Origin of the sequence: Mesorhizobium sp. LNJC405B00, from assembly GCF_000502615.1 — a bacterium.
GTDB lineage: Bacteria > Pseudomonadota > Alphaproteobacteria > Rhizobiales > Rhizobiaceae > Mesorhizobium.
The window spans coordinates 79,728-102,532 of the sequence record NZ_AYWC01000010.1; the positions used below are offsets into that span (position 1 = coordinate 79,728).

At 61.8% G+C, this 22,805-nt stretch carries 28 protein-coding genes; 20 read left to right on the forward strand and 8 right to left on the reverse strand.

From position 1 onward, the window contains the following. Positions 1–6: 6 nt before the first annotated feature. The 7 genes from X756_RS146600 (at position 7) to X756_RS146570 (ending at position 7,396) form a co-directional block, all read left to right on the forward strand. Complete coding sequence (locus X756_RS146600; protein WP_023691317.1) at positions 7–621, forward strand: DUF1326 domain-containing protein; 615 nt, start codon at positions 7–9, stop codon at positions 619–621. Next, a complete protein-coding gene (pcsA, locus tag X756_RS146595) occupies positions 618–1,448 on the forward strand; it encodes a phosphatidylcholine synthase (RefSeq protein ID WP_023682522.1) in 831 nt (276 codons plus the stop codon). Before X756_RS146600 ends, pcsA begins: the two co-directional genes overlap by 4 nt. 18 nt (positions 1,449–1,466) lie before the next feature. Beyond that, the gene (locus tag X756_RS146590) at positions 1,467–2,444 is read left to right on the forward strand and encodes a quinone oxidoreductase (protein WP_023730588.1); all 978 of its coding nucleotides are present in this window, start codon (positions 1,467–1,469) and stop codon (positions 2,442–2,444) included. Positions 2,445–2,659: 215 nt separating this feature from the next. Then, on the forward strand, positions 2,660–4,237 hold the full coding sequence (locus X756_RS146585) for an ABC transporter ATP-binding protein (protein WP_023730589.1): 1,578 nt from the start codon (positions 2,660–2,662) through the stop codon (positions 4,235–4,237). Next, positions 4,234–5,358: an ABC transporter permease gene (locus X756_RS146580; protein ID WP_031238910.1), complete on the forward strand. Its 1,125-nt coding sequence runs from the start codon at positions 4,234–4,236 to the stop codon at positions 5,356–5,358. Before X756_RS146585 ends, X756_RS146580 begins: the two co-directional genes overlap by 4 nt. Then, a complete protein-coding gene (locus X756_RS146575; RefSeq protein WP_023730591.1) occupies positions 5,358–6,278 on the forward strand; it encodes an ABC transporter permease in 921 nt (306 codons plus the stop codon). The genes X756_RS146580 and X756_RS146575 overlap by 1 nt, the downstream gene beginning before the upstream one ends. A gap of 50 nt (positions 6,279–6,328) precedes the next feature. Then, positions 6,329–7,396: a BMP family ABC transporter substrate-binding protein gene (locus tag X756_RS146570; RefSeq protein ID WP_023682527.1), complete on the forward strand. Its 1,068-nt coding sequence runs from the start codon at positions 6,329–6,331 to the stop codon at positions 7,394–7,396. Positions 7,397–7,536: 140 nt separating this feature from the next. Here the strand turns inward: X756_RS146570 and rimO are convergent, their stop codons facing one another. From rimO to X756_RS1000000166770, 6 genes are all read right to left on the reverse strand, one after another. Continuing rightward, positions 7,537–8,850: a 30S ribosomal protein S12 methylthiotransferase RimO gene (rimO, locus tag X756_RS146565; protein WP_023730592.1), complete on the reverse strand. Its 1,314-nt coding sequence runs from the start codon at positions 8,848–8,850 to the stop codon at positions 7,537–7,539. Positions 8,851–8,992: 142 nt separating this feature from the next. Further along, positions 8,993–9,652, reverse strand: coding sequence for a TerC family protein (locus tag X756_RS146560; protein WP_023668959.1), 660 nt, complete (start codon positions 9,650–9,652; stop codon positions 8,993–8,995). Between the two features lie 262 nt (positions 9,653–9,914). After that, on the reverse strand, positions 9,915–10,322 hold the full coding sequence (locus X756_RS146555) for a DUF930 domain-containing protein (RefSeq protein ID WP_032999567.1): 408 nt from the start codon (positions 10,320–10,322) through the stop codon (positions 9,915–9,917). Between the two features lie 110 nt (positions 10,323–10,432). Further along, complete coding sequence (locus X756_RS146550; RefSeq protein WP_023730594.1) at positions 10,433–11,359, reverse strand: glycosyltransferase family 2 protein; 927 nt, start codon at positions 11,357–11,359, stop codon at positions 10,433–10,435. After that, positions 11,360–12,559 carry an FAD-dependent oxidoreductase gene (locus X756_RS146545; protein WP_023730595.1) on the reverse strand — a complete coding sequence of 400 codons (1,200 nt, stop codon included), beginning with the start codon at positions 12,557–12,559 and terminating at the stop codon, positions 11,360–11,362. A gap of 64 nt (positions 12,560–12,623) precedes the next feature. Beyond that, entirely contained in the window at positions 12,624–13,013 is a 390-nt protein-coding gene (locus X756_RS1000000166770) for an FdtA/QdtA family cupin domain-containing protein (protein WP_023730596.1), read from the reverse strand. Positions 13,014–13,423: 410 nt separating this feature from the next. Here X756_RS1000000166770 and X756_RS146540 point away from each other — a divergent pair, with 410 nt between their 5' ends. Then, positions 13,424–14,176 carry a hypothetical protein gene (locus tag X756_RS146540; protein WP_348529830.1) on the forward strand — a complete coding sequence of 251 codons (753 nt, stop codon included), beginning with the start codon at positions 13,424–13,426 and terminating at the stop codon, positions 14,174–14,176. A 347-nt stretch (positions 14,177–14,523) separates the two neighbouring features. On the opposite strand, the gene X756_RS146535 is transcribed toward X756_RS146540, so the two are convergent. Further along, positions 14,524–14,715, reverse strand: a complete 192-nt coding sequence (locus tag X756_RS146535) for a DUF3606 domain-containing protein (RefSeq protein ID WP_023730598.1) — start codon at positions 14,713–14,715, stop codon at positions 14,524–14,526. A 186-nt stretch (positions 14,716–14,901) separates the two neighbouring features. On the opposite strand from X756_RS146535, the gene X756_RS1000000169440 reads away from it, so the two are divergent. The 7 genes from X756_RS1000000169440 (at position 14,902) to X756_RS146510 (ending at position 19,316) form a co-directional block, all read left to right on the forward strand. Continuing rightward, on the forward strand, positions 14,902–15,063 hold the full coding sequence (locus X756_RS1000000169440) for a hypothetical protein (protein ID WP_023691300.1): 162 nt from the start codon (positions 14,902–14,904) through the stop codon (positions 15,061–15,063). A 314-nt stretch (positions 15,064–15,377) separates the two neighbouring features. Further along, positions 15,378–16,613, forward strand: a complete 1,236-nt coding sequence (locus X756_RS146530; protein WP_031238913.1) for a site-specific integrase — start codon at positions 15,378–15,380, stop codon at positions 16,611–16,613. Beyond that, entirely contained in the window at positions 16,606–17,076 is a 471-nt protein-coding gene (locus X756_RS146525; RefSeq protein WP_023730600.1) for a hypothetical protein, read from the forward strand. Before X756_RS146530 ends, X756_RS146525 begins: the two co-directional genes overlap by 8 nt. 76 nt (positions 17,077–17,152) lie before the next feature. Beyond that, the gene (locus X756_RS146520) at positions 17,153–17,347 is read left to right on the forward strand and encodes an AlpA family phage regulatory protein (protein ID WP_023730601.1); all 195 of its coding nucleotides are present in this window, start codon (positions 17,153–17,155) and stop codon (positions 17,345–17,347) included. Further along, complete coding sequence (locus tag X756_RS146515; protein ID WP_023730602.1) at positions 17,344–17,526, forward strand: hypothetical protein; 183 nt, start codon at positions 17,344–17,346, stop codon at positions 17,524–17,526. The genes X756_RS146520 and X756_RS146515 overlap by 4 nt, the downstream gene beginning before the upstream one ends. A 441-nt stretch (positions 17,527–17,967) precedes the next feature. Continuing rightward, on the forward strand, positions 17,968–18,843 hold the full coding sequence (locus X756_RS10360; protein ID WP_023730603.1) for a hypothetical protein: 876 nt from the start codon (positions 17,968–17,970) through the stop codon (positions 18,841–18,843). Further along, positions 18,840–19,316, forward strand: coding sequence for a hypothetical protein (locus X756_RS146510; protein WP_023730604.1), 477 nt, complete (start codon positions 18,840–18,842; stop codon positions 19,314–19,316). Before X756_RS10360 ends, X756_RS146510 begins: the two co-directional genes overlap by 4 nt. Before the next feature lie 287 nt (positions 19,317–19,603). Here X756_RS146510 and X756_RS1000000170410 read toward each other — a convergent pair whose 3' ends face one another. Further along, entirely contained in the window at positions 19,604–19,729 is a 126-nt protein-coding gene (locus X756_RS1000000170410) for a hypothetical protein (RefSeq protein WP_280806616.1), read from the reverse strand. A 251-nt stretch (positions 19,730–19,980) separates the two neighbouring features. Here X756_RS1000000170410 and X756_RS146505 point away from each other — a divergent pair, with 251 nt between their 5' ends. The 5 genes from X756_RS146505 (at position 19,981) to X756_RS146495 (ending at position 22,802) form a co-directional block, all read left to right on the forward strand. Next, complete coding sequence (locus X756_RS146505; protein ID WP_156941399.1) at positions 19,981–20,355, forward strand: hypothetical protein; 375 nt, start codon at positions 19,981–19,983, stop codon at positions 20,353–20,355. 196 nt (positions 20,356–20,551) lie between these two features. Then, positions 20,552–21,796: a hypothetical protein gene (locus tag X756_RS1000000166775; protein WP_023730607.1), complete on the forward strand. Its 1,245-nt coding sequence runs from the start codon at positions 20,552–20,554 to the stop codon at positions 21,794–21,796. Continuing rightward, a complete protein-coding gene (locus tag X756_RS146500; protein ID WP_023730608.1) occupies positions 21,793–21,987 on the forward strand; it encodes a hypothetical protein in 195 nt (64 codons plus the stop codon). The genes X756_RS1000000166775 and X756_RS146500 overlap by 4 nt, the downstream gene beginning before the upstream one ends. 12 nt (positions 21,988–21,999) lie before the next feature. Next, positions 22,000–22,128: a hypothetical protein gene (locus X756_RS1000000170415; RefSeq protein WP_280806617.1), complete on the forward strand. Its 129-nt coding sequence runs from the start codon at positions 22,000–22,002 to the stop codon at positions 22,126–22,128. After that, a complete protein-coding gene (locus X756_RS146495; RefSeq protein WP_023730609.1) occupies positions 22,125–22,802 on the forward strand; it encodes a hypothetical protein in 678 nt (225 codons plus the stop codon). The genes X756_RS1000000170415 and X756_RS146495 overlap by 4 nt, the downstream gene beginning before the upstream one ends. Positions 22,803–22,805 lie beyond the last annotated feature (3 nt).

Consider the following 22,805-nt stretch of genomic DNA (forward strand, 5'->3'; position numbering starts at 1 on the left):
AATTCCATGGCAGAGCAAGGCTGGGCAATGAAAGGAGAGCTCGTACTCTCCTGCAATTGCACGGTTTTTTGTCCTTGCGTGCTGTCGCTTGGCAGCCATCCGCCGACGGAGGGTTATTGTCAGACCTGGGCGGGCTTCCGCATCGACGCAGGCCATTTCGGCGAGGTCGACCTGTCCGGCCTCAATCTCGGTCTGGTCATGGAAATCCCCGGCTTTATGAGCCGCGGCAACTGGACCGCAGGCCTGTTCATCGACAAGCGCGCCTCCGTCTACGCGGTGAAAGCGCTGACCAGGATCTTCACCGGGAAGGCCGGCGGAACAACCTCGCTGTTGTCGATCCTTGTCGGCAAGTTCCTCGGTGTCGAGCAGGTGCCGATCACCTACGAGACGCGTGACAAGACCCGTATTTTCCAGATACCGAAGATCATCGACGGGGCGGTCACACCGATTCCCGGCAAGGATCGCGAGAAGGATACCGTGATCGGCAACTCGGAATACTGGATCGCGCCGGAGATCATCGTGGCCAGGTCCGACAAAAGCAAGATGCGGGCGTTCGGCCACAACTGGAACTTTGCCGGCCGCTCGGCCGAAATCTGCAAACTGGATTGGCGGGGCCCGTGAGCAAGAACACAACCGCCAGGAATGCCGCCAAAAAGATCACCGACCGGATACCCAGGCCGAAGAAAAAGGTCACCTGGCCGCAGGCGCGGGCATTCTCGGTGCATCTGTTGACCGCGTCTGGCTCGTTCCTGGCCTTCCTGTCTCTGGTGGCGGCAAGCGAGCAACGCTGGACGGCGATGTTCTGGTGGCTGGGGCTGGCGCTGTTCGTCGACGGCATAGACGGGCCGATCGCGCGCAAGCTTGAGGTCAAGGAGATCCTGCCGACCTGGTCGGGCGAACTCCTCGACAACATCATCGACTATGTCACCTATGTGCTGATCCCCGCCTTCGCGCTCTACCAGCGCGGCTTCATGGGCGAAGGGCTGTCTTTCCTGTCGGCGGCCATCATCGTGGTGTCCAGCGCCATCTATTATGCCGACACCGGAATGAAGACGAAGGAGAACTTCTTCAAAGGCTTTCCGGTGGTCTGGAACATGGTCGTGTTCACGCTGTTCGTCATCGAGCCGGGACAGTGGGTGTCCTTCGGCGTCGTCGTGGCGGCCGGCATCCTCACCTTCGTGCCGATCAACTTCATTCATCCCGTGCGGGTGGTGCGGCTGCGGCCAATTAATCTTGGCATGACGCTGCTCTGGTGTGCTTTCGGTGCGCTGGCGCTGGCGCAGGCGGCCCTTGCCGCCTTCTACGACCAGATCGGCGTTTTGGGCGAACAGGTCGGCGTCTTTACCAAGGTCGGCATCACCATCACCGGACTTTACCTCGCCTGCATCGGCGGTATCATGCAGTTCTTCCCCAAACTCGGCGCCAAGCCGGACACTAAGAAAGCCTGACCGCAGGAAAGCCCACAAATGTCCAAAGCAATCCGTATCCACGCCCATGGCGGTCCGGAAGTCCTGACCTATGAAGACGCCGATCCGGGACAACCCGGCGCCGGGCAGATCCTGGTCAGGCACACCGCGATCGGCCTCAATTTCATCGATGTCTATCACCGCAATGGCCTCTATCCGCCGCCCGGCGGCTTCCCGCTGATCCCGGGCGGCGAGGCGGCAGGTGTGGTTCTCGAGGTCGGCGCAGGCATCGACTGGCTGAAGCCGGGCGACCGCATCGCCTATGCCGTCAATGTCGGTGCCTATGCCGAACAGCGCATTGTCGCCGCCGACCGCGTGGTCAAGGTACCGGACCGCATCAGCGACGAACAGGCCGCCGGCATGATGCTTAAAGGCATGACGGCGGAGTATCTGTTGCGCCGGACCTTCAAGGTGAAGGCAGGCGACACCATCCTGTTTCATGCCGCCGCCGGCGGCGTCGGGCTGATCCTGGGACAATGGGCAAAACATCTCGGCGCCACCGTCATCGGCACGGCAAGCTCAACCGACAAGATCGAGCTCGCCAAGGCGCATGGCTTCAACCATGTCATCAACTACAAGGAGCAGGATTTCGTCGCCGGGGTCGCCGCCATCACCGGCGGCAAGAAATGTGACGTCGTCTACGATTCGGTCGGCAACGACACATTCCCGGCCTCGCTCGACTGTCTGAAGCCGCTCGGCATGTTCGTCTCTTTCGGTCAGTCCTCTGGACCGATCCCGCCATTTTCGATGTCGCTGCTGGCGCAGAAGGGCTCGCTGTTCGCTACCAGGCCGACTTTGTTCGTCTACAACGCCAAGCGTGAAGACCTCGAAGTCTCCGCCGCGGCATTGTTCGACGTGGTGTTGAGCGGTGCGGTCGAGATCAAGATCAACCAGCGCTATGCGCTGAAGGACGCCGGCAAGGCGCAAGCCGATCTCGAAGGGCGCAAGACCACGGGTACGACAATACTGATCCCCTGACGGAGGTTTGCCTTGCTTTCAGCGTTTTGCCGCGACGCCAGGCACTGTTTACCCGAAAAACCGGGCGATCGGTTTGTTGTGCGAAGCAGGTCAATCTTTACCCCTTGAGTTTCCGCTGAAATTCTTGAAGCTCTTTCAAGGTGGGTGCTGCTTTCGCACGAGAGCGGCCAGCGCATACCATGCTGGCGGGAACACAGAACATGTCCGGGAACCGGATGGGAGGCACTGTGAGTGCAGATCATGATGGAGCGAACCTGCTTGAGGTTCGTGGCCTGACCAAGATATTCGGCACGCTGACGGCGTGCGATCATATCGACCTTAACATCGCCAAGGGCGAGATCCACGCGCTGCTTGGCGAAAACGGCGCCGGCAAGTCGACGCTGGTCAAGATGCTGTTCGGCTCGCTGGAGCCCAATTCCGGCGAGATATTCTGGAACGGCGAAGCGGTGCGGATCACCAGTCCGGGCATGGCGAAGAAGCTCGGCATCGGCATGGTGTTTCAGCACTTTTCGCTGTTCGAGGCGCTGACCGCGGCCGAGAATATCGCTCTGTCTCTGGATGACGGCTCACCGATCAGCTCGATCGCGGCCAAGGCGAGGGCGCTTTCCTTCAGCTATGGCCTGCCGCTCGATCCGGACTCGCTGGTCGGCGATCTCTCGGTCGGCGAACGCCAGCGCATCGAGATCATCCGCTGCCTGTTGCAGACGCCGCAGCTCATCATCCTCGACGAGCCGACCTCGGTGCTGACGCCGCAGGAAGCCGACAAGCTGTTCGAAACGCTGGAGCGCCTACGCTCGGAGGGGAAATCCATCCTCTACATTTCGCACCGGCTGGAAGAGGTCAAACGCATCTGCGACCGCGCCACCGTGCTGCGTCACGGCAAGGTCGTCGGCCATTGCAACCCGCGCGAGGAAACGGCTTCGTCGCTGGCCCGCATGATGGTCGGCAACGAGGTGAAGGCCGTGGTGCGCGCACCGGCCGAAGGCATCGAGACCGCGCAGCCGCTGCTCGAAATCCGCGCCCTCAGCCGCAAGCCATCAACGCCGTTTTCGATCCCGCTGAAGAATATCAACCTCACTGTGCACGCCGGCGAGGTGATCGGCATTGCCGGTGTCGCCGGCAACGGCCAGGGCGAGTTCTTCGAATCCGTCTCCGGCGAGGTGCTGCAGCAGGACGCCCCATCCGTGCGCATCCGTGGCAAGGATGCCGGCTCGCTCTCGATCACAGGCCGGCGGCTGATGGGCGCTGCCTTCGTGCCGGAAGAACGCCTCGGCCATGGCGCGGCGCCACGCATGAAGCTTTCGGAAAATCTGCTTCTGTCGCGGCACGCCACCGACGGCAAGGTTTTTGTCGGAGCCGGCGGCGCGGTCAAAAGCGGTGCGGTCTATGCCGCCGCCCAGCGCATCATCGTGGCCATGGATGTGCGCAAGAGCGCGCCCGATCCGGAAGCCGCGGCCCTTTCGGGCGGCAATCTGCAGAAATTCATCGTCGGTCGCGAACTCGACCGCAGCCCTGCCGTCATGCTCGTCAACCAGCCGACCTGGGGCGTCGACGCCGGTGCCGCCGCCCACATCCGCCAGGCGCTGATCGAACTGGCGCGCAGTGGCTCGGCGGTTCTGGTCATCAGCCAGGACCTCGATGAGCTGTTCGAGATTTCGGACGCGATCGCGGTCATGCACAACGGCGAATTGTCGAAGCCGCTGCCGATCGCCGAGGCAACTTTCGAAAAGATCGGCCTGTTGATGGGCGGCGCCGAGCCCGGCCACGCCGAACATGTTCTGGAGACGGCATGATGCGCCTCGAACTCGTCAAACGCCCGCAGCGCTCTATGCTCTTTTCGGCGCTGTCGCCTTTCATCGCCTTCGCCCTAACGATCATCGCCGGCGCGGTTCTGTTCGCGCTGCTCGGCGTCAACCCGCTGAGCGCATTCGAGATCTATTTCATCGAGCCGATCAGCCAGGTCTGGCAGCTGCATGAGCTGGCGATCAAGGCCGCGCCGTTGATCCTGATCGCGGTCGGCCTGTCGGTCTGTTACAAGGCCAACATCTGGAACATCGGCGCTGAGGGACAGTTCATCCTCGGCGGCATTTTCGGCTCGGCCATTCCGGTGCTGTTTCCCGGGTTCGAAGGCCCACTGGTGCTGCCGCTGATGCTGTTGTTCGGTATGGTCGGCGGTGCCGCCTATGCAGCAATCCCGGCTCTCTTGAAGACGCGCTTCGGCACCAACGAAATCCTGACCAGCCTGATGCTGGTCTATGTCGCCCAGCTTTTCCTCGACTGGTTGGTGCGCGGCCCCTGGCGCGATCCACAGGGCCACGGTTTCCCGCAGACGATCCAGTTCAATGACTCGGCGGTCCTGCCGGAACTGATGCCGGATGCCGGCCGCGCCAATTGGGGTTTTGTCTTCGCGCTTGTTGCAGCCGTGCTGATCTGGGTGCTGATGAGCCGCCTGCTCAAGGGTTTTGAGGTCCGCGTGCTCGGCTCCAGCCCGAGGGCAGGGCGGTTCGCCGGCTTCGGCCTCAACCGCATGGTCTTCTTCGCCTTCCTGCTGTCAGGCGCGCTGGCCGGACTTGCCGGCATTTCGGAAGTCTCCGGCGCCATCGGCCAGCTCCAACCGGTGATCTCGCCCGGCTACGGCTTCACAGCGATCATTGTCGCGTTCCTCGGCCGGCTCAATCCGCTCGGCATCGTCGCCGCCGGCCTGGTGCTGGCGCTGACCTATCTCGGCGGCGAGGCGGTGCAAAGCGCGCTCGGCATCTCCGACAAGGTGGCGCGTGTGTTCCAGGGCATGCTTTTGTTCTTCGTGCTCGGTTGCGACACGCTCATCCATTACCGCATTCGCCTGGTCAGCATGGCGCTGACGAAAAGCGCGGCGAAGCTTGAAGCCGCGCCGAAGTTGAAGGAAGCCCGCTGATGGACATCGCCGTCAACATCCTTTTGACCATCACCACGGCGGCAACGCCGCTTTTAATAGCGGCAATCGGCGAACTCGTGGTCGAGCGCTCCGGCGTGCTCAACCTCGGCGTCGAAGGCATGATGATCATGGGCGCCGTCGGCGGCTTCGGCGCCGGCTATCTCACGGGATCGCCCTGGATCGGCCTGTTGGCGGCAATCGCCATGGGTGCCGTGTTCTCGCTGCTGTTTGCGGTGATGACGCTGTCGCTCGCCACCAACCAGGTGGCGACCGGCCTGTCGTTGACGCTGCTTGGCCTCGGCCTGTCCGGCATGATGGGGACCAGCTTCGTCGGCCAGCCGGGCGAGCGGCTGCCAAACCTCTACGTTCCGGTGCTCACCGACATTCCCGTCGTCGGCAGGCTGTTGTTCGGCCAGGACCCAATCTTCTACATCTCGATCGCGCTGACGGCGGCCGTCATGTGGTTCCTGTTCAAGACCCGCACCGGCCTCACCCTGCGCTCGATCGGAGACAGCCACACATCGGCACATGCGCTCGGCATCAAAGTCATCCGCTACCGCTATCTCGCGGTCATCTTCGGCGGCGCCTGCGCCGGCCTTGCCGGCGGCCACCTGTCGCTGGTCTACACGCCGCAATGGGTAGAGAACATGAGCGCGGGCCGCGGCTGGATCGCGCTGGCGCTGGTCGTCTTCGCCTCCTGGCGTCCGTGGCGCGTGCTGGCCGGCGCCTACATCTTCGGCGCGGTGTGGATCGGCCAGCTTCATGCACAGGCATTTGGCATTCCGGTGCCTTCGCAGCTGCTTTCTTCTCTGCCCTATCTGGCAACCGTCGTGGTTCTCGTTCTAATCTCGCGCAACAAGCGTCTGACGATGATGAACACGCCGGCTTCCTTGGGGCAGCCATTCGTTCCGGATCGTTGACAACAAAAACAAACGGGAAGCTCCAAGGCTAAACTCAGAGAGGTAACACAATGAAAAAACTGCTTATCGCGTTGATGACCACGACCGCCGCCATGTCACTGGCGGCGTCGGCGCAGGCCGCCGACAAGTTGAAGGCATGCTGGGTCTACACCGGCCCGATCGGCGATTTCGGCTATTCCTACCAGCACGACCAAGGCCGCCTCGAGGTGGAGAAGGCGCTCGGCGACAAGGTCGAAACCGCCTATCTAGAGAACGTCTCGGAAGGTCCCGATGCCGACCGCGCTTTCGAGCGTCTGGCGCGCGAAGGCTGCAAGATCATCTTCGGCACCTCTTTCGGCTTCATGGACCCGGAAGTGAAGGTCGCCAAGAAGTTCCCCAAAGTGATGTTCGAGCACGCCACCGGCTACAAGACCGCTGACAATCTCGGCATCTACAATGCGCGCTTCTATGAAGGCCGCTACGTGCTCGGCCAGATCGCCGCCAAGGAATCGAAGGCAGGGGTCGCCGGCTATATCGTTTCTTTCCCGATCCCCGAAGTGGTGATGGGCATCAACTCCTTCATGCTCGGCGCGCAGTCGGTCAACCCGAACTTCAAGGCCAAGATCGTCTGGGTGAACTCCTGGTTCGATCCGGGCAAGGAAGCCGACGCGGCCAAGGCGCTGTTCGACCAGGGCGCCGACATCATCGTCCAGCACACCGATTCCACTGCGGCACTGCAGGTGGCGGAAGAGCGCAAGCTGCACGGCTTCGGCCAGTCCTCCGACATGATCAAGTTCGCGCCGAACGCGCAGCTGACCTCGCTGACAGACGAATGGGGGCCGTATTACATCAGCCGCGTTCAGGCGGCGCTCGACGGCACCTGGAAGCCTGACAATGTCTGGCTCGGCATCAAGGACGGCGCCGTCAAGCTGGCGCCCTTCACCAACATGCCGGACGATGTGAAGGCGATGGCCGAGGCAACCGCCAAGAAAATCGCAGATGGCTGGAACCCATTCACAGGACCGGTCGCCAAGCAGGACGGCACGCCGTGGCTCAAGGACGGCGAAGTAGCCGACGACGGCACGCTGCTCGGCATGAACTTCTATGTGAAGGGCGTCGACGACAAGTTGCCGCAGTAAGTATCGGAAACGCAAAAGAGAAGGGGCGCCGCCCGGCGCCCTTTTTCACTTCGCGGGCTGCACGCTTCGACTGCGAAACCGCGCCGAGGGCTGTGCCCAAAAATCCGAGGGCGCCGGGAGGCGCCCTTTTTGGTAATTTTCTAAACCGCCGAGCCGTAAAGGTCGTAGGCGTCGGCGCGGTCGATCTTGACCGTGACGATGTCGCCTTGGCGCAGCGGGCGGCGCGACTGGATATGCACCGAACCGTCGATCTCGGGCGCGTCGTATTTTGTCCGGCCCTTGGCAGACGTGCCATGCGCCTCGTCGATCAGCACCGGCAGGCGCTTGCCGAGCTTCTTGGCCAACTGCGTCGCCGAGATCTTCTGCTGGCGCTGCATGAAGCGATGCCAGCGCGCTTCCTTGATCTCCTGCGGCACCTGTTCGAGGCCGAGATCGTTGGAGCGGGCGCCGCGGACCGGCTCGTATTTAAAGCAGCCGGCGCGATCGATCCTGGCCTCGTCCAGCCAGTCGAGCAGCATCTCGAAATCCTCGTCGGTCTCGCCGGGGAAACCGACGATGAATGTCGAGCGTATCGCCAGATCCGGGCACATCTCGCGCCAGCCGCGAATGCGCTCCAGCGTCTTTTCGCCATGGGCGGGACGGCGCATGTTCTTCAGCACCTGCGGCGAGGCGTGCTGGAAGGGGATGTCCAGATAGGGAAGGATTTTTCCATCCGCCATCAGCGGGATGACATCGGCGACATGCGGGTAGGGGTAGACATAGTGCATGCGTACCCAGATGCCGAGCTTGCCCAGCTCCTCCGACAGGTCGAGGAATTTCGCCCGCACTTCGCGGTCGCCGAACATCGACGTCTGGTACTTGATGTCGATGCCGTAGGCGCTGGTGTCCTGCGAGATGACCAGCAGTTCCTTGACGCCGGCCTTGGCCAGCTTCTCGGCCTCGCGCAGCACATCGGCCGCCGGGCGCGAGACGAGGTCGCCGCGCAGTGCCGGAATGATGCAGAAGGTGCAGCGGTTGTTGCAGCCTTCGGAAATCTTGAGATAGGCGTAGTGGCGCGGCGTCAGCTTGACGCCTTGCGGCGGCAGAAGGTCGATATAGGGATCGTGGCTGGGCGGCGCCGCCTCATGCACCGCGGCCATCACGCTCTCATAGGCCTGCGGGCCGGTGATGGCGAGGACGTTGGGGTGCTTCTCTCGGATGACGTCCGGCTCGGCGCCGAGGCAGCCGGTGACGATCACCCGGCCGTTTTCCGAAAGCGCCGAACCAATGGCTTTGAGCGATTCGTCGCGGGCTGAATCGAGAAAGCCGCAGGTGTTGACGACGACAAGGTCGGCGCCGTCATGCTTGCGCGCGATCTCATAGCCTTCGGCGCGCAGGCGCGTGATGATGCGCTCGGAATCCACAAGGGCCTTCGGGCATCCAAGGCTGACGAAACTGACGCGAGGCGCAGACATGAGAAAACATTCCGGGTTTTTTCGGGATCGGCGGCCAGTACCACACTTATTGCGGCATTGGTATGGGCAGCGGCTGCGGCGAACGCGACCACTGCCTCCGGCAGATACCCATGCTGCTACAGAAGCTGTGGGACCGGCTGCGTCAGCTCACCACAGGACTGACATGCGGCCAGACCTCGACAACGCCGCGATAGACCATATCGATCGCGACGTAGAGAATGATCAGCAAGCCGACATAGGCGATCCAGCGGTGGCGATGCAGCAGCTTGGCAATGAAGCTCGCGGCCAAGCCCATTAAGGCGATTGACAGCACCAGGCCTATGACAAGCACCGGAAAATGATCGCGCGCCGCACCGGCGACCGCCAGCACATTGTCCAGCGACATCGAAACATCGGCGACGACGATCTGCAGGGCCGCCTGGCCGAGCGTCTTGCGCGGCGCCTTGCCACCCACCGTTCTGTCGCTGTTGAGGTCGGAATCGGACAGCGCCTCGGTCGCCTCGAACTCGTCGGCATGCGACGTCCGCAGCTCGCGCCACATCTTCCAGCACACCCACAACAAAAGGATGCCGCCGGCCAGCAGCAGGCCGACAATGGCAAGAAGCTTGACGGTGACGGCGGCAAACAGGATGCGCAGCACAGTCGCTGCCAACACGCCGATCAGGATGGCTTTCTTGCGCTGCTCGACCGGCAGGCCGGCGGCGGCAAGGCCGATGACGATGGCATTGTCGCCGGCAAGCACCAGATCGATGGCGATGACCTGGAGGAGGGCCGTCATGCTTGCAGCGCTGAAAATGTCCATCGACCGGAGCCCCTTGCTGTATCGGCGTGTTCGTCGTCGGATATGCCGACGCCCTAACGTGTATGGTTCCCGCGCGTCAAGAGACTGCCGGCGCAATTCCAGGAAAAGTGCGTAGCGGTTTCCCGTCCGGAATTATGCAAAAACAAAGAGTTAGAGTGGGTCAGCTGCTCTATAAAAAGCTGAACCGTTCTAACGGCCGACGCTGAAAGCCACGGGAATAGGGAAGGTCGTTCTGCCAGAGAGAATTCTGGTCGCAGCGAATTCAGTCGTAGAGATTGTACTTCGCCCAGTCGGCTTCCGGAATCTCGTCGCCGATGCGGTAACGGAACTGCAGGACCTCCATATGGTCCGGCGCCGTCTCGCATTTGAACTTCAGCCGGTACCACTGTCCCTTGCTGCGGAAGGCAGCACCCGGGCTGCGGATGGCATCGGCTTTCATTTCCGGCGTCGCGAAGGCGTAGGCGACGACGCGGTCTGCCTTGTACTTGTGGTCGTCATGGCTGATGCGGTCGAGCACTTCGGCGTCGCATCTCTGCTCCAGCCGGGTCTCCGGGTCGAGTTTCAGCAGGCCGGCGCGCAGGGCGGCGTCCATGGCGTGGGCGGGCCAGGCCAGCGTCACCGAGGCCAGGGCCACAAGGAATAGGTTTTTCATGGGCGGGAGAACGAGCATATTTCGGCTCAGGAATCAACCGGAGTGCCATTTTGGGGCAGCCGGATATGCGCGGAAATCGCCGTTACCCGGGCAGGCGCAGCCGCTTTGATACGTCGCCGGCGCCATTCTTATTTGTCCGGGCTGCCATGCACCGATTGCCTGTTTCGCCGTCTTTGCGCTTCTCGCGATCGCGGCACCCACCGCCACGGCCGCAAGGCGATATAGACAGCGAGGAAGGCTCTTTGTGCAAGGCCGGCCTCGCTGTGCCAGACCTCCCTTATCCCCGCCGCCCGCAAGGCCCTTCGTTGGGTGCTGTTGCGGTCCCAGCGCCGGCTGATGCTGCCCGCCCGGTAGTATTTGTGGCAGAGCACTTGCGGCACGCGGACAAAGCCGCCGAGCAGCGACAGATGCAGAAGCCAGGTCCAGTCGGCGCTGAATTCGCCTTGGCTGTTGGGCTTGATCCCGCCGCTACGGTGGAACGCCCAGGCCCTGAATATCCCACGATTGGGAACCCACCATCCATGCGGCTGGCGCGCCATCGCCCGGCCACGCGCAAAACCGTCCTGCAAGCCCTCCAGCAGGTCGAACTTCCACGTGGCACTTTCGCCGCTGACTTCGATCACTTCGACGTCGCTGAACGACAGTACGGCCGCGGGATTGGCATCGAGCGCCCGCACCAGCGCCTCGATATAGGTTGGATCGATGACGTCGTCATGGAAGGCAAAGAACATCAATTCGCCGCTGGCATTGGCCATCAGATCGTTGGAGTTCTTCAGCCATCCCAGGTTTTTGTCCCGGCGCAGGATACAGACATCGTCGCGGCCGCCGGCGAAGGCTGAAACGATCTCGAATGTCGCGTCGGTCGAATTGTCCTCGCCGACCAGGATCTCGATATTGTCCCAGGTCTGCGCGGCGAGGCTGTCCAGCGTACGCGAAATGAATGCCGCCGAATTGTAGCACGGCACCAGCGCCGTGACCTTCGGCCGCCAGCCGGATCGAAGCTGGACTTGTTTCTGCGCTACCTGCTTCGCGCCGCCCTGTTCTGTCTCACCCATTCACTCGATCCCGCAGATTTGCCGCGCCAGCCTGTCGGCAAGCCACGGCGCCGTCGAATATTTACCTGTGTCGACCGAGATGTAGTTGCCCAGGCGGTTGACCCCGAATTGGTCGCGGCGATGGATCGTGGCTTTCGGGTCGCTGAGCGAACCACGCCCTTGCGCAAACACGAAGCCGCCGCGTACCTCAAGCTCCTCGGCATCGTCGAACATGCTGGAAACAACGGGCACCAACCGAGTGAGCGTGGCGCGAACGTCGCCGATGAACCGCTGTCGTGCGTCGGCATCGAGCGCTTGTGGCGTTTCGATCGACAATACGCCACTCTCCGCAAGCAACCCGCTCGGGTACCAGGAGAGATAGAAGTTGCGCCCGTCATAGTTTTTTATGTCGCCGAACGGGCCAAGGGCGACGACCGCGCACGGCACATCGACAGGCTGGCTGGTGCGGCCGAACAGGCAAAGCCTGTAGCGGTGCGACCATCCGGGAACCGGCTCGATGCCGGCCGTGCGGTCGACAGCCAGCCGCCCCTCCCAAAGGCAATTGACGACGATGTCGAACGCCTCACTTTTTTCGCCTGCGACCGCCACGCGCCATTTCCCGTCAATTCCGTCCACCGGCTGTGCCGACAGGACTTTGGCCGCCATTCGCAAGCTGGTGTTGGGTTCACTCCGAAGCACGGCGCAAAGCCGGTCGGCAACCCATCGCGTGTTGACGGATCGCTCCGGCACCTGGAAGCCGCCGACGATCTGGTCCGAGTTGGTGACATCGGCCAATTCAGTTTTGGAAAGCCGATTCGATCGCGCCGCCGATACGTCGGCAAGGTAGCTGGTGGCGTCAGCGTGGCTGCGCACCAATACATCTACACGTTCAAAGATCGCCCCCAGCGCCTCGACAGGGACGACCGAGTTGCGATGGACCAGATAAAGGTCTTCCGAAAAGGTCGTGTGCGCTTCCAGATTGCTTCCGATCAGCTCGGAAACAAGCCTGCCGAAACACAGTCCTCCCGAAAGCAGATGCCGGGCGGTCAGCAGCGAGGGATCGTTCCCGTAGAGATAGCCGAGATGAATCTTGCCCTCGTTCCAACGGCTGGCGCAGGCCATCGGCTCGCTCTCCTTGTCGAAGAGGGACACCGCGTAGCCTCTGCGGGCCATCATGAGAGCGAGGCTGGCGCCCATGATGCCGGCGCCGAGAATAGCCATTCTACCGCGAGGCGCTGTCATGTCCTGGCGCGCATCGCGGCCTCTCCTTTCCTGACGATTGTCATCAGGGATACGAGACGTAGTCTTTAGGGTCGTATTCGGTATCGCAGAAAACCAGCAAAGACGGGTTCTCGCCTTTATAGGTCTGCAGCGCCCAAACCGGGGCGTCGACCAGCACCGCGCGGTTCGATGCGGTGAGCGTCAGCCGTTCGATCCGTTCCTGGTAGCGAAATTCGATGCCGATCTCGCCCGACAGCTGCATCATCAATTGCCGGCCCGAGCCGTGTGCATGTCCCCCCCGCGACGTGCCGCGCGGCGCGGTGACGACGAACGCCCGCACGGCTTGGAAATTGTAACCGCTGAACTCGATGGCGGTCAGCATTCCCCTGGGATCGCTATGTAACGAAGTGGGGATCTCGGTGACCTTGCCGCCAAAGAACGTTCGATGCTGCATAACGTAAGCCCGCCAGATGCCGGTCGAAATTTTACCTCAGACTAGCGCTTATATCAAAAGACAGGGAATACAACCACTTAGGCGGTGTTTGGGAACACTGCAGCGGATCGATGTCGAGCTCGGCCTCAGGCCGATAGGTGCCGACTACCGAAGGTCGCCGCGCCGTCACGACTTCTGAGTCGCGGCCGAAACCACGGCTTAAGACCTTGGTCTGAGCGGTCTAGGACCTTTGAGTTCGGAAGGCCGGCCGGTTCCAAGGAGGGTGATCTACTTCAGCAATTTCAAAGAGTTATGCTGGTTGGCGTTTCGCCGGCCGGCCGCTTCGTTCTCGCAATGAAAGCACATCTATATCTAAGTTTACCCTTTGTGTTAGCGATTCCTCATGTTGCCCGCTATAGCGGTTCGTGGCGGTGGCAATCTCGGAGGTAGTTATGACATCCCGAAAGACCCTTTTTGCTGCATTTGCGGTGTTCTCGCTTCTGGTGTCGCCGGCCCTGGCTGCTGCTGGTGGCAACGGCCATGGTAACGGCCATGGCAATGGTAACGGCAATGGCAATGGCAATAGCGGAGGAAACGGTAATGCTGGCGGCAATGGCGGAGGCGGCGGTTCGGTCGGCAAGTCGGCATCCGCCAAGGGCCAGGCCCCTAAGGGCCAGGTCGCCAAGGCCGCTACCCCTTCTGTGTCCAAGGAAAAGAATATCCATGCCAAGCTCGGCCGGTTGAACTCGCTGCAGCGCAACGCCAACGCCTTTATGCACTCCAAGAGCAAGAACTTCGCTGGCGTGCAGGCTTTTGTGACACAGTCGGCAATAGCCAAGAACGCTCAATCGGCGCTCGATGCCGCTAATCAGGCGGTTACCGACGCCAAAGCGGCGCTCGACGCGCTGAATGCGAAAGCGGCTGACCCGAATACCCTGCCCGAAGATGTCCCGACGCAGGCCGACCTCGATGCAGCACAGGCAGCGCTCGATGACGCCACCCAGGATGCGGCCGCTGCTCAGACCGCCGCCACAGCTGCCGCTGCCAACGTCCCATCGATCGATGCAGCCCTTGCCCAAATGGCCAACAAGCCCGTTGACCCTGAGGTGACAGATTGGGCCAATAGCGTACTTGCCGACAAGATCGACCAAGTAGCCGCCAAGCTGGCGCCGGCCGCGCCTTAAGGCCCCATGCGGCGGCAGCGATCCAATCGACGATAAGCCGTCGGGTCCGCCCGGCGGCTGCACCTTTCTCGCCTATCTGCAGCGTTGGTCCCAATGCAGGTCCGAGATTCTGGTCATGGCTATTTTGCGAAATCTCCAGCCGGGCCGCCGTCCTCAAGGCTGAATTCATGCGTGCTTCGCGCATCTTCATCGACCACACGAAACCAATGCTCCTGAAGCGCTCTAGGCGACACCCTTTGGCCCGTGACCTTCTCTACCGCAGATAACGGATCATCGGCGCTCGTGGCCTGAGTTGAGACACACTCCTCTCCATGCCACTCTTCCACCTGGTACTCTGGCATGCCGGCCTACCTACCGCTCCCCAGAGCCTTCGCTTCCCGCTCCAGCGTCTCGCGTCGGTTGCCGTGCTTCGCGATCGATTCCTTGACCTGCTGCGGGGTGATGCCGGCCTTGGTGGCGAAATACTCGACTTCATAATCCTCATCGGCAGAGACGCGGTCCCGATCGCGGAAGCCCGTCTTCGTTTTGCCGTCGGCCATTTGCTTTGCTCCTGGTTTAATGATCAACCGCAACGTGCAGCCGCAGCCTTTTGTTGCAGCGGAGCCCGGATTTCCGAAACGGTCACATGGGAAAACGGCCCTCAGTCGCAGGAGGTGCTGGTGTTGCTGTAACTTTGAACGGAACGGTTCTTCTCCTTGACGGTTGTGACGTGAAGGAGATGCCTCATGTTTGAAAGTGTGATGTGGTTGATCGTCGTTGCTGGTGGGCCACTGTTGCTGGCCCTATTGATGGCATACGTTCTTATGACCCGACGCCACCGTGGTCCTGCAGAACGCATGGAAAGCGACCGCGCGACCAAACGGCTCTATCGCCAGGACGAACGTTGATCCTGAGGCTGGCGCAACGTTTGCGCTCACGCTGGCCCGCTGCCTCGCGGTGGCAGGCTTCTTCGTTTTAGGAAGTTAGGAATAACTTAGGAAAGATTTGGCCCTCTTTGAAAATACAGAGGCAATTCAGCACGGTAGCCAAATATCTGGCGGAGGGAGTGTCCGTCTCCGCCCAATCCGAGGGTGTCCAAGGTGGTCTCGCTTGATGCCTGAAACCCTTGCAATCTCTGCTTTACAGTTCCGATAGTGTCTAAGGGGGTCTTGCCAAATCCAATGGCAAATTGTACGTAGGGCTGTCCGCAAGGAGAGTTCGAATGCAAATCAACCGCCTGTCCGTCAAAGCCGTCGAGGCTCAAACCAAGCCCGGTCTCTATGCCGATGGGCTCGGCCTTTACCTCCAGGTGGCGAAGGGTGGAGCCAAGAGCTGGATCTTCCGCTACATGCTCGCCGGCCGGCCGCGCAAGATGGGCCTAGGCTCGGTCAACACCGTGTCGCTGAAGCTGGCTAGGGAGCGGGCAGGGGAGGCGCGGCTCAAGCTCCTCGATGCTGACGACCCGATTGAGAAGCGCAAGGCGGAGCGGCTGGAGAAGCTGGCGGCATCAGCAACCGCTCTGTCGTTCAAGGAAGCGGCCGAGGCCTATATCAAAGCACACCGCTCGGGATGGAAGAACATCAAGCACGCCGGGCAATGGAAGGCCACGCTGGAGGCTTACGTCTATCCCGTGTTCGGTGAGCTTGCTGTCGGCCGCGTCGACGTGGGGCTGGTCCTCAAGGCGCTGGAGGCGATCTGGACGACGAAGCCGGAAACGGCAACGCGCGTGAGGGGTCGCATCGAAAGCATTCTGGACTGGGCAACGGCGCGCGGTTACCGCCATGGCGACAATCCGGCCCGGTGGCGCGGCCATCTCGACAAGCTCCTGCCGGCCCGTAGCAAGGTCGCCAAGGTCAAGCACCATGCCGCGCTGCCATATGCCGAGATCGGCGCATTCGTGGCCGAGGTCCGCCACATGGAAGGCACCAGCCCGAAGGCGCTTGAATTCGCCATCCTGACCGCAACCAGGACCGGCGAAGTCGTCGGCGCCCGCTGGCAGGAGATCGACACCGACAATGCCCTGTGGACCATCCCCGGCGACCGAATGAAGGCAGGCAGGGAACATCGCGTCCCGCTGTCCGATCGAGCGCTTGAAATTCTCAAGGCCCTTCCCCGCGAAAAGGGTAATGATGCCGTGTTCATCGGCGACAAGGGCGGCAAGGCGCTGTCGAACATGGCGCTCCTGATGACGCTACGCCGCATGGATCGCGACGACCTCACCACCCACGGTTTCCGCAGCACCTTCCGCGATTGGGCGGCGGAGCAGACGGCGTTCCCGAACGAGATGCTTGAAATGGCGCTGGCGCACACTGTCAGCGACAAGACCGAAGCCGCCTATCGCCGCGGCGACCTCATGGAAAAGCGCCGCCGGCTGATGGACGACTGGGCGGCATATTGCGCAACCACCAAGCCAACGGCGTCGAATGTCACTCCTATCAGGAGCGGCGCAAATGTCTGAGTGGTGTTCGGAGGCCGAAGCATTTGCGCGAGCCGAAATTCGTTTTCCCGGGGTCTCATCGATCAGACCCGCGCTCGCGTATGCCATCGACGCAGGCCAGATAGCGAAGCGCGGCGGTCGCCGGGCAAAGCGCCGGCTCGATTTCATTCCAATTCTCAGCCCTGGCGAGAATGCCCCAGGCTATTGGGACGACCGTGCAGTAGAGATAAATATTCGAGACTTGGAGCATTGGCTGCAGAAGATGGCCGGCACGTCTGAAAAGGCATCCGGGAAAAATGCCGATCGATCATTCACGACCGCTGATGCTCCGCTGGTCGAGAAGATGAGGCCGCATGTGCAAGGTGGCATGTCGCCAAGCGCGGCCGCGCTACTTTTCGTTGATGAGGCAACTGGCGGCGGTGAGACCGTGAGCAAGCAGCGGCGGCTGCAAAGGGCGTACAGCAAGGTTTACGGAGTGACGTAGCGCTCCCTCAAACTCCGATGCTCCGTTCGGCGCTGTTGGACATCTTGGGCCTGTTTTAGAAACAGGAGCGACCCCAATGGTCCAGAACATCCTCAGGCGCGAAGACGTAGAGCGCGCCACCGGGCTCCCCCGGTCAAGTCTCTACGCAGCCATCTCCGCAGGAACCTTCCCCAAACCAATCAAGCTCGGCGCTCGCGCCGTGGGCTGGCTGGAGGAAGACATCGCCAAATGGCAGAAGCAGCGCATTGACGCGAGCGGGGTGGCGGCATGACCACCGACCACGAACATAGCGCCGCCATCGAGGAGGCTGCAGCCTGGCTGCGGTCCGATAATCGGGACCGTATCGGCCGGCCCATCATCCCCCACCTCAAGCAGACCTTCGGCCTGACCGCCGCCGAGGCGATAGAGGCGATCCGCGAAGCCAATCTTCGGCATCAGCGTGCAGCATGAGACATCCAGATAAACGAAACGCCGCCCTGGCTGGCACCAGGAACGGCGTTGATAGAACCGGCGCTTCCGAAGGCAGCCTCCCGGCAATTTATCCCACCTTCAGCCGCACCGCAACGGACTTCGCTACAGCGCTTGTCGCGCACCGCTGGCACCTGCCCGCGACGACGGCTCGAGTTGTGGTTGAGCTTGCCTGTCTGGGAGGCCGCTCATGACCTCGCCAGCAACGAAGTGGAAGAATGCCCACCCGAAAGCCGTATGGGCTCAGGCGGCTCTGCGATCGGCGCTCAGGCGGGGCCTGATCATTCAGGAGGCGTGCAAGGAATGTGGATCTTCGCACGCCGAGGCTCACCATCCCGATTATGACCGGCCGCTTGCTGTCGACTGGCTTTGCCGGCTGCATCATCGGCACGTGCACATCCGGATGAAATGCGAGGCCGTATCATGACCGAGCATTTTCAACCGGGATTGAAAAAGGGTCGAGGCATGGCGCAGGCCTCGCTCGACCTGATCACCGCGATGCACCAGATCGCCGAAAAGGTGCAACCGATCACGGGTCGGGGCATCGGCTACAAACTGTTCACGACTGGGCTCAGCCCGTCAATGTCAACGAACGATATGCAGAAGGTCTATCGGCTGCTGCGGATTGCCCGAGAGCAGGGCGACATATCCTGGGATTGGATCGTTGACGAGACGCGGGAGTTGGAGCGCGTTTCCACTTGGGATGATCCCGCTGAGTACGCCCGGGCTGTAGCCCGGTCATATCGTCGGGATTTCTGGAATCAGCAGCCGCATAGGGTCGAAGTCTGGTCTGAGAAGGGAACCGTTCGTGGTGTCCTGAAGCCGGTGCTCGACCACTACGCTGTCGGTTTCCGGGTCATGCACGGCTTCGCCAGCGCCACCACCGTCAATGATATCGCCAAGGACGACGATGGCCGGAATCTGGTTGTCCTGTATTGCGGCGATTTCGACCCAAGCGGCATGTACATGTCGGAATGTGACCTTCCGCGGCGAATTGAGGAATACGGTGGCCACCACGTCAAGTTCGTCCGCATAGCGCTGACCAGTCAGCAGACGGTAGGGCTTCCGTATTTCCCGGCATCCGACAAGGTCGCTGACAGGCGCCACGCATGGTTCGTCCAAAACCACGGGTCAAAGTGCTGGGAGCTGGACGCGATGGACCCGCGCGACCTGCGCAACTGTGTAGAGCGGGAGATCAAAGCGCTGATAGAGCCACACGCCTGGGCGCGCTGCGAAACTGTGAACGCGGCTGAGCTGGAATCCCTTCAGTCAATCCTAACCGGTTGGAGGTCGTCATGAGCCGAGATTTCGCGCCTGTCTCGCCCGCGATTTGGACGTCGCCGGCTTTCCTGTCGCTGGACAGTGACGGCCGGCAACTGATGCTGTTTTTCATCAGCGGCCCTCACCAGAACAGCGCCGGTTGCTGCAGGGTCAGGGAAGGCTACGCGCTGGCCGATCTTCTGTGGCAGCCCGAACAGTACCGCGCAGCACTCGCGAGCGCTGTTGCGGCCGACCTGGTGCTTCATGACCCGAGGACCGAAGAAACCTACGTGAAGAAGTGGTTCAAGCACAAAGGCAACATCCCGACGAACAAGGATCACGCCAAGGGCACCATGAAGATCATCGCCAACATCGACAGCGACGAGATCAGGGAACTGGCCGAGGCCGACTTCATGGCGACAGAGTGGGGCGGCAAGGCGGCGGCCGGACCGAACCCGCTTGACCAGACCTTAGACGCGCTCGCCCGGTCGAGAATGCTCAACAACCGATGAATCGCCCGACACACTGTGGACAGGCTCCCCACAGTCTGTCGACACACAGAGACAGAACCGAACCGAGACAGGGACACGAGACATGAAACCGAATGTGCACATGAGACCGAACGGAGACCATGAACCGAAAGGAAAGAGAAACAGAACTCGGACATGGACCTCCGCATGCAGGCCAGTGTCTTCAAGAGCCAATTGCTCTGAGTTTGAAGGGTAATCGCCAAGGGCTTCGAGAAAGATAGAGAGGATGGCCGGATTACATATTGAATCCCGGCCATCCGGATGCAGCTCTAGGCAGCCAACTGCAAGGCGATCCGAATGATTTCGCCAACCTTCGAGGTATTTCCGTCAAGCGCATAAAGGAGCACCGCGACAACCAATATCGTGATTAGGCGTGAGGCAAGTTTGTCAAACATGAAGACCTCCTTTGTTTTGACGCCTGAAGATTCGCACGGTGCACTCACCGAAAAATCACGGATGGCTTGAAACTCACGCGAAGAGCGCGCTTTTTCTGCCACCTCTCACCGAAGCAGCAAGACAGGCCTTCTCAGCCCGGCAGCGGAGGGTATCTCCGCCCGATATCCTTTCATCACAAGGCTTTCAACGGCACACCTTGCATTTACGTACAAGTTGACGCACATTCGACGAACCGATTTGGAGCGTCGAAGTGCTAGCCATCAACCCCGCTCAAGCGCCTGACATGGCCCGCAAGTATGGCGGCCTTGCTCAAGGCATGCTGGACCGTCGCACGCGCGAGTGGCGCCGCCGGCAGGAGCTTGTCGACATGTTCGCTCAGGCTCTCGGCGGAGCGGACACGCTGACCCCGGTAACGCTCTCCAAGGTGCAGATCGCAGCCGAGCTCTCCGTTGCCGCCGAGCTTACCCGAGTGCGCTTCATGGCCGGCGAGAACATCAGCCCTGACGACGTGGTGCGCACCGCCAACCAGGCAGCGCGGGCAGAGAAGGCGCTCGGCATCGGAACCAAGGCCAGCACCGCACCGCTGACGCTCCGCGAGCGCATGATGCAGGAGCAGCAAGCTTGAGCATCCTCGCCCCGTCCCCGCTCGACTTCTTCGCCCGGCTCAACTGGATCGACGGCCGGCCGCTCATGGACACCATTGAGCCCTACAGGCGCGAGTTCCTTCTCAAGGCGCTCTACACCTTCCGCGACAACGGCACGCCCCTGTACAACCTCGTGCTGTCGGGCAGGGCCAAAAGAACAACAAGACCACCGACCTTGTGCTGGCGAGCTTCTACCGCCTGCTGGTGTGGGACAGCGAGCACGGCAACGACGTCAACCTGCTGGCCAACGATGAAGGGCAGGCCGGCGACGACCTGGAGCTTGCCAAGAAGCTGGTGGACGCGAACCCTGTCGAACTCGGCCATGAGGTGCACAAGCAGGCCAAGGGCATCAAGCGCCGCGACGGGCGCGGGCAGATGCGCGTGCTGCCTTCCCGTGACGCTCTCGGCCAGCACGGCAAGACGGCCTCGCTCAACGCCTATGACGAGATCCACGGCTATCGGCATTGGGACATCTTCGAAGCGCTCGCGCCCGACCCGACACGCGCCGACGCGCTGCAGTGGATCACGTCCTACGACACGATCTATTCCAGCCCAGGCGTGCCGCTCTACGACCTCAAGATACTCGGGAAGGCGGGCAGCGACCCCCGCATGCTGTTCTCGTGGTATTCAGGCGACCTCTGCACCGACCCGGCGCTGGCCGAACTGCCGCAGGAGCAGCGGGCCAATCCTTCGATGGATTCATGGCCGGAAGGCCCAGCATACCTCGAGCAGCAGAAGCTTCGCCTTCCGACCCACAAGTATCGCCGGCTGCACCTGAACCTGCCTGGCGCGCCCAACGGGGCCTTTCTCGACGGCGATATGGTCATGCGCTCGATCGTGCCGACGCTGCGCTCTATCCCGCCTGAGAAGGGCATTAAGTATCGCGCCTTTGTCGACATGAGCGGCGGCAGTTCGGATGATGCCACACTGGCGATCGGCCACATGGATGGCCGCAACCGGCGCATCCTCGACCTGCTTGTCTCGCAGGACGGATCGGCGCCATTCAACCCGCAGAAGGCAGTCGAGAAGTTCGCCCGCGCCATGAAGGTCTACGGCATCCGCAAGGCAGTTGGCGACAACTATGCCGGCGAGACGTTCCGTTTTGCGTTTGAAGGGCAGGGCATCAAGCTCGTGGCCTCCGAATGGAGCCGCACCGAGATTTACGAGGCTTTCGAGCCGCACCTTAACGCGGGCGATATCGAGCTGCTCGACGTGGGCAAGTTGCAGGAGCAGTTGCTCACGCTCGTCGTGCGCGGTGCGCAGATCGATCACCAGATTGGCGACCATGACGACTGGGCCAATTCGGCCGCGGGCGTTCTCACCCTCGATTTCAACAAGGACGATGAGGACGACGGTTGGCCGGTAGCGCCACCGCACGGCCACACCGGCAAAATGAGCGATCCTTTGGAGGCATTCCGATGAGCACACTTGGCGAAGTTTTCGGTTCGAATGGCCGCGAGCGCCCGAACCCATTCAAGCGCGATGCCGAGGGCAAGATCGTCAGCGTATCGGCGATCTCCGCCGCGATCCGGGAGAACCCGACGCGCGCCATCCAGCTTTGCAAGGCAGCCGGGGAAAACCTCGATGCCTGGTTTCCGATGAACCCTCGCTGAAGGAGCCCGACAATGCCCGTTTACGCAGGACCAGCCAACGCGGCAAAGCTGCGCAAGGAACAGAAACAGCGCGAAGCGCAGGCCAAGGCGCGCCAGGCGCAGGCCCTTGCGCACGCCAGCCGAAAAGGAACTCGGAAATGACCCTGCTCTTGTCTGCCCACACCGAAGCGCTTCACGCTGCCCGGACATCCGGCGAGTTCGCGGCGGTGATCTCCGCGCTCGACACCGACATGAATTCCGCCATCGGCCGCAAAGCCGAGCTTGAGAAAGCCGAGGACAAGGCCATTTTCGGCGATGGTGATCTGGCCGAAGTCCGCGCCGATCTCGCCGCCTGCATTTCCGAGATTGCACTCTACGAGAAGGCGATCGAGGGCGCCGACATCCGCCGCATTGAGGCCGCGAAGAACGAGGCCGCGATCGATATCGAGGCGCTGGGCAAGGATGCAAAGGCCAAGGCGGCCGACCTTTCGAAGCGCTGGCGCCGTGTCGCCGGGCTCATCGAGGAGGTTCGAGGCGAACTGTTCGAATGCGATGCACTGAAACGGTCTTTGATGGCGACGGATGGCGACTTCGAGCGGGCGCGGCGTCCTGACCTGCGCATCAACCTCAACAGCGTTCGCCGCGAAGCCATGGCTGGCAAACGCGCGGCCTCACCTGAGCGCCTGAGCCGGTCGGCTGTCCTTGTCGACAAGACGCTCCTGTCGTTCTTGAGCCTCGGTGGTCCGCTCGATGGTCGCGCCACGGTGCGCGCCAGCCTCAACCCGACCGTGCGCAAGGGCGACACGCATCATCCCGGTCAAGGCGAGGAGGCCTGATCC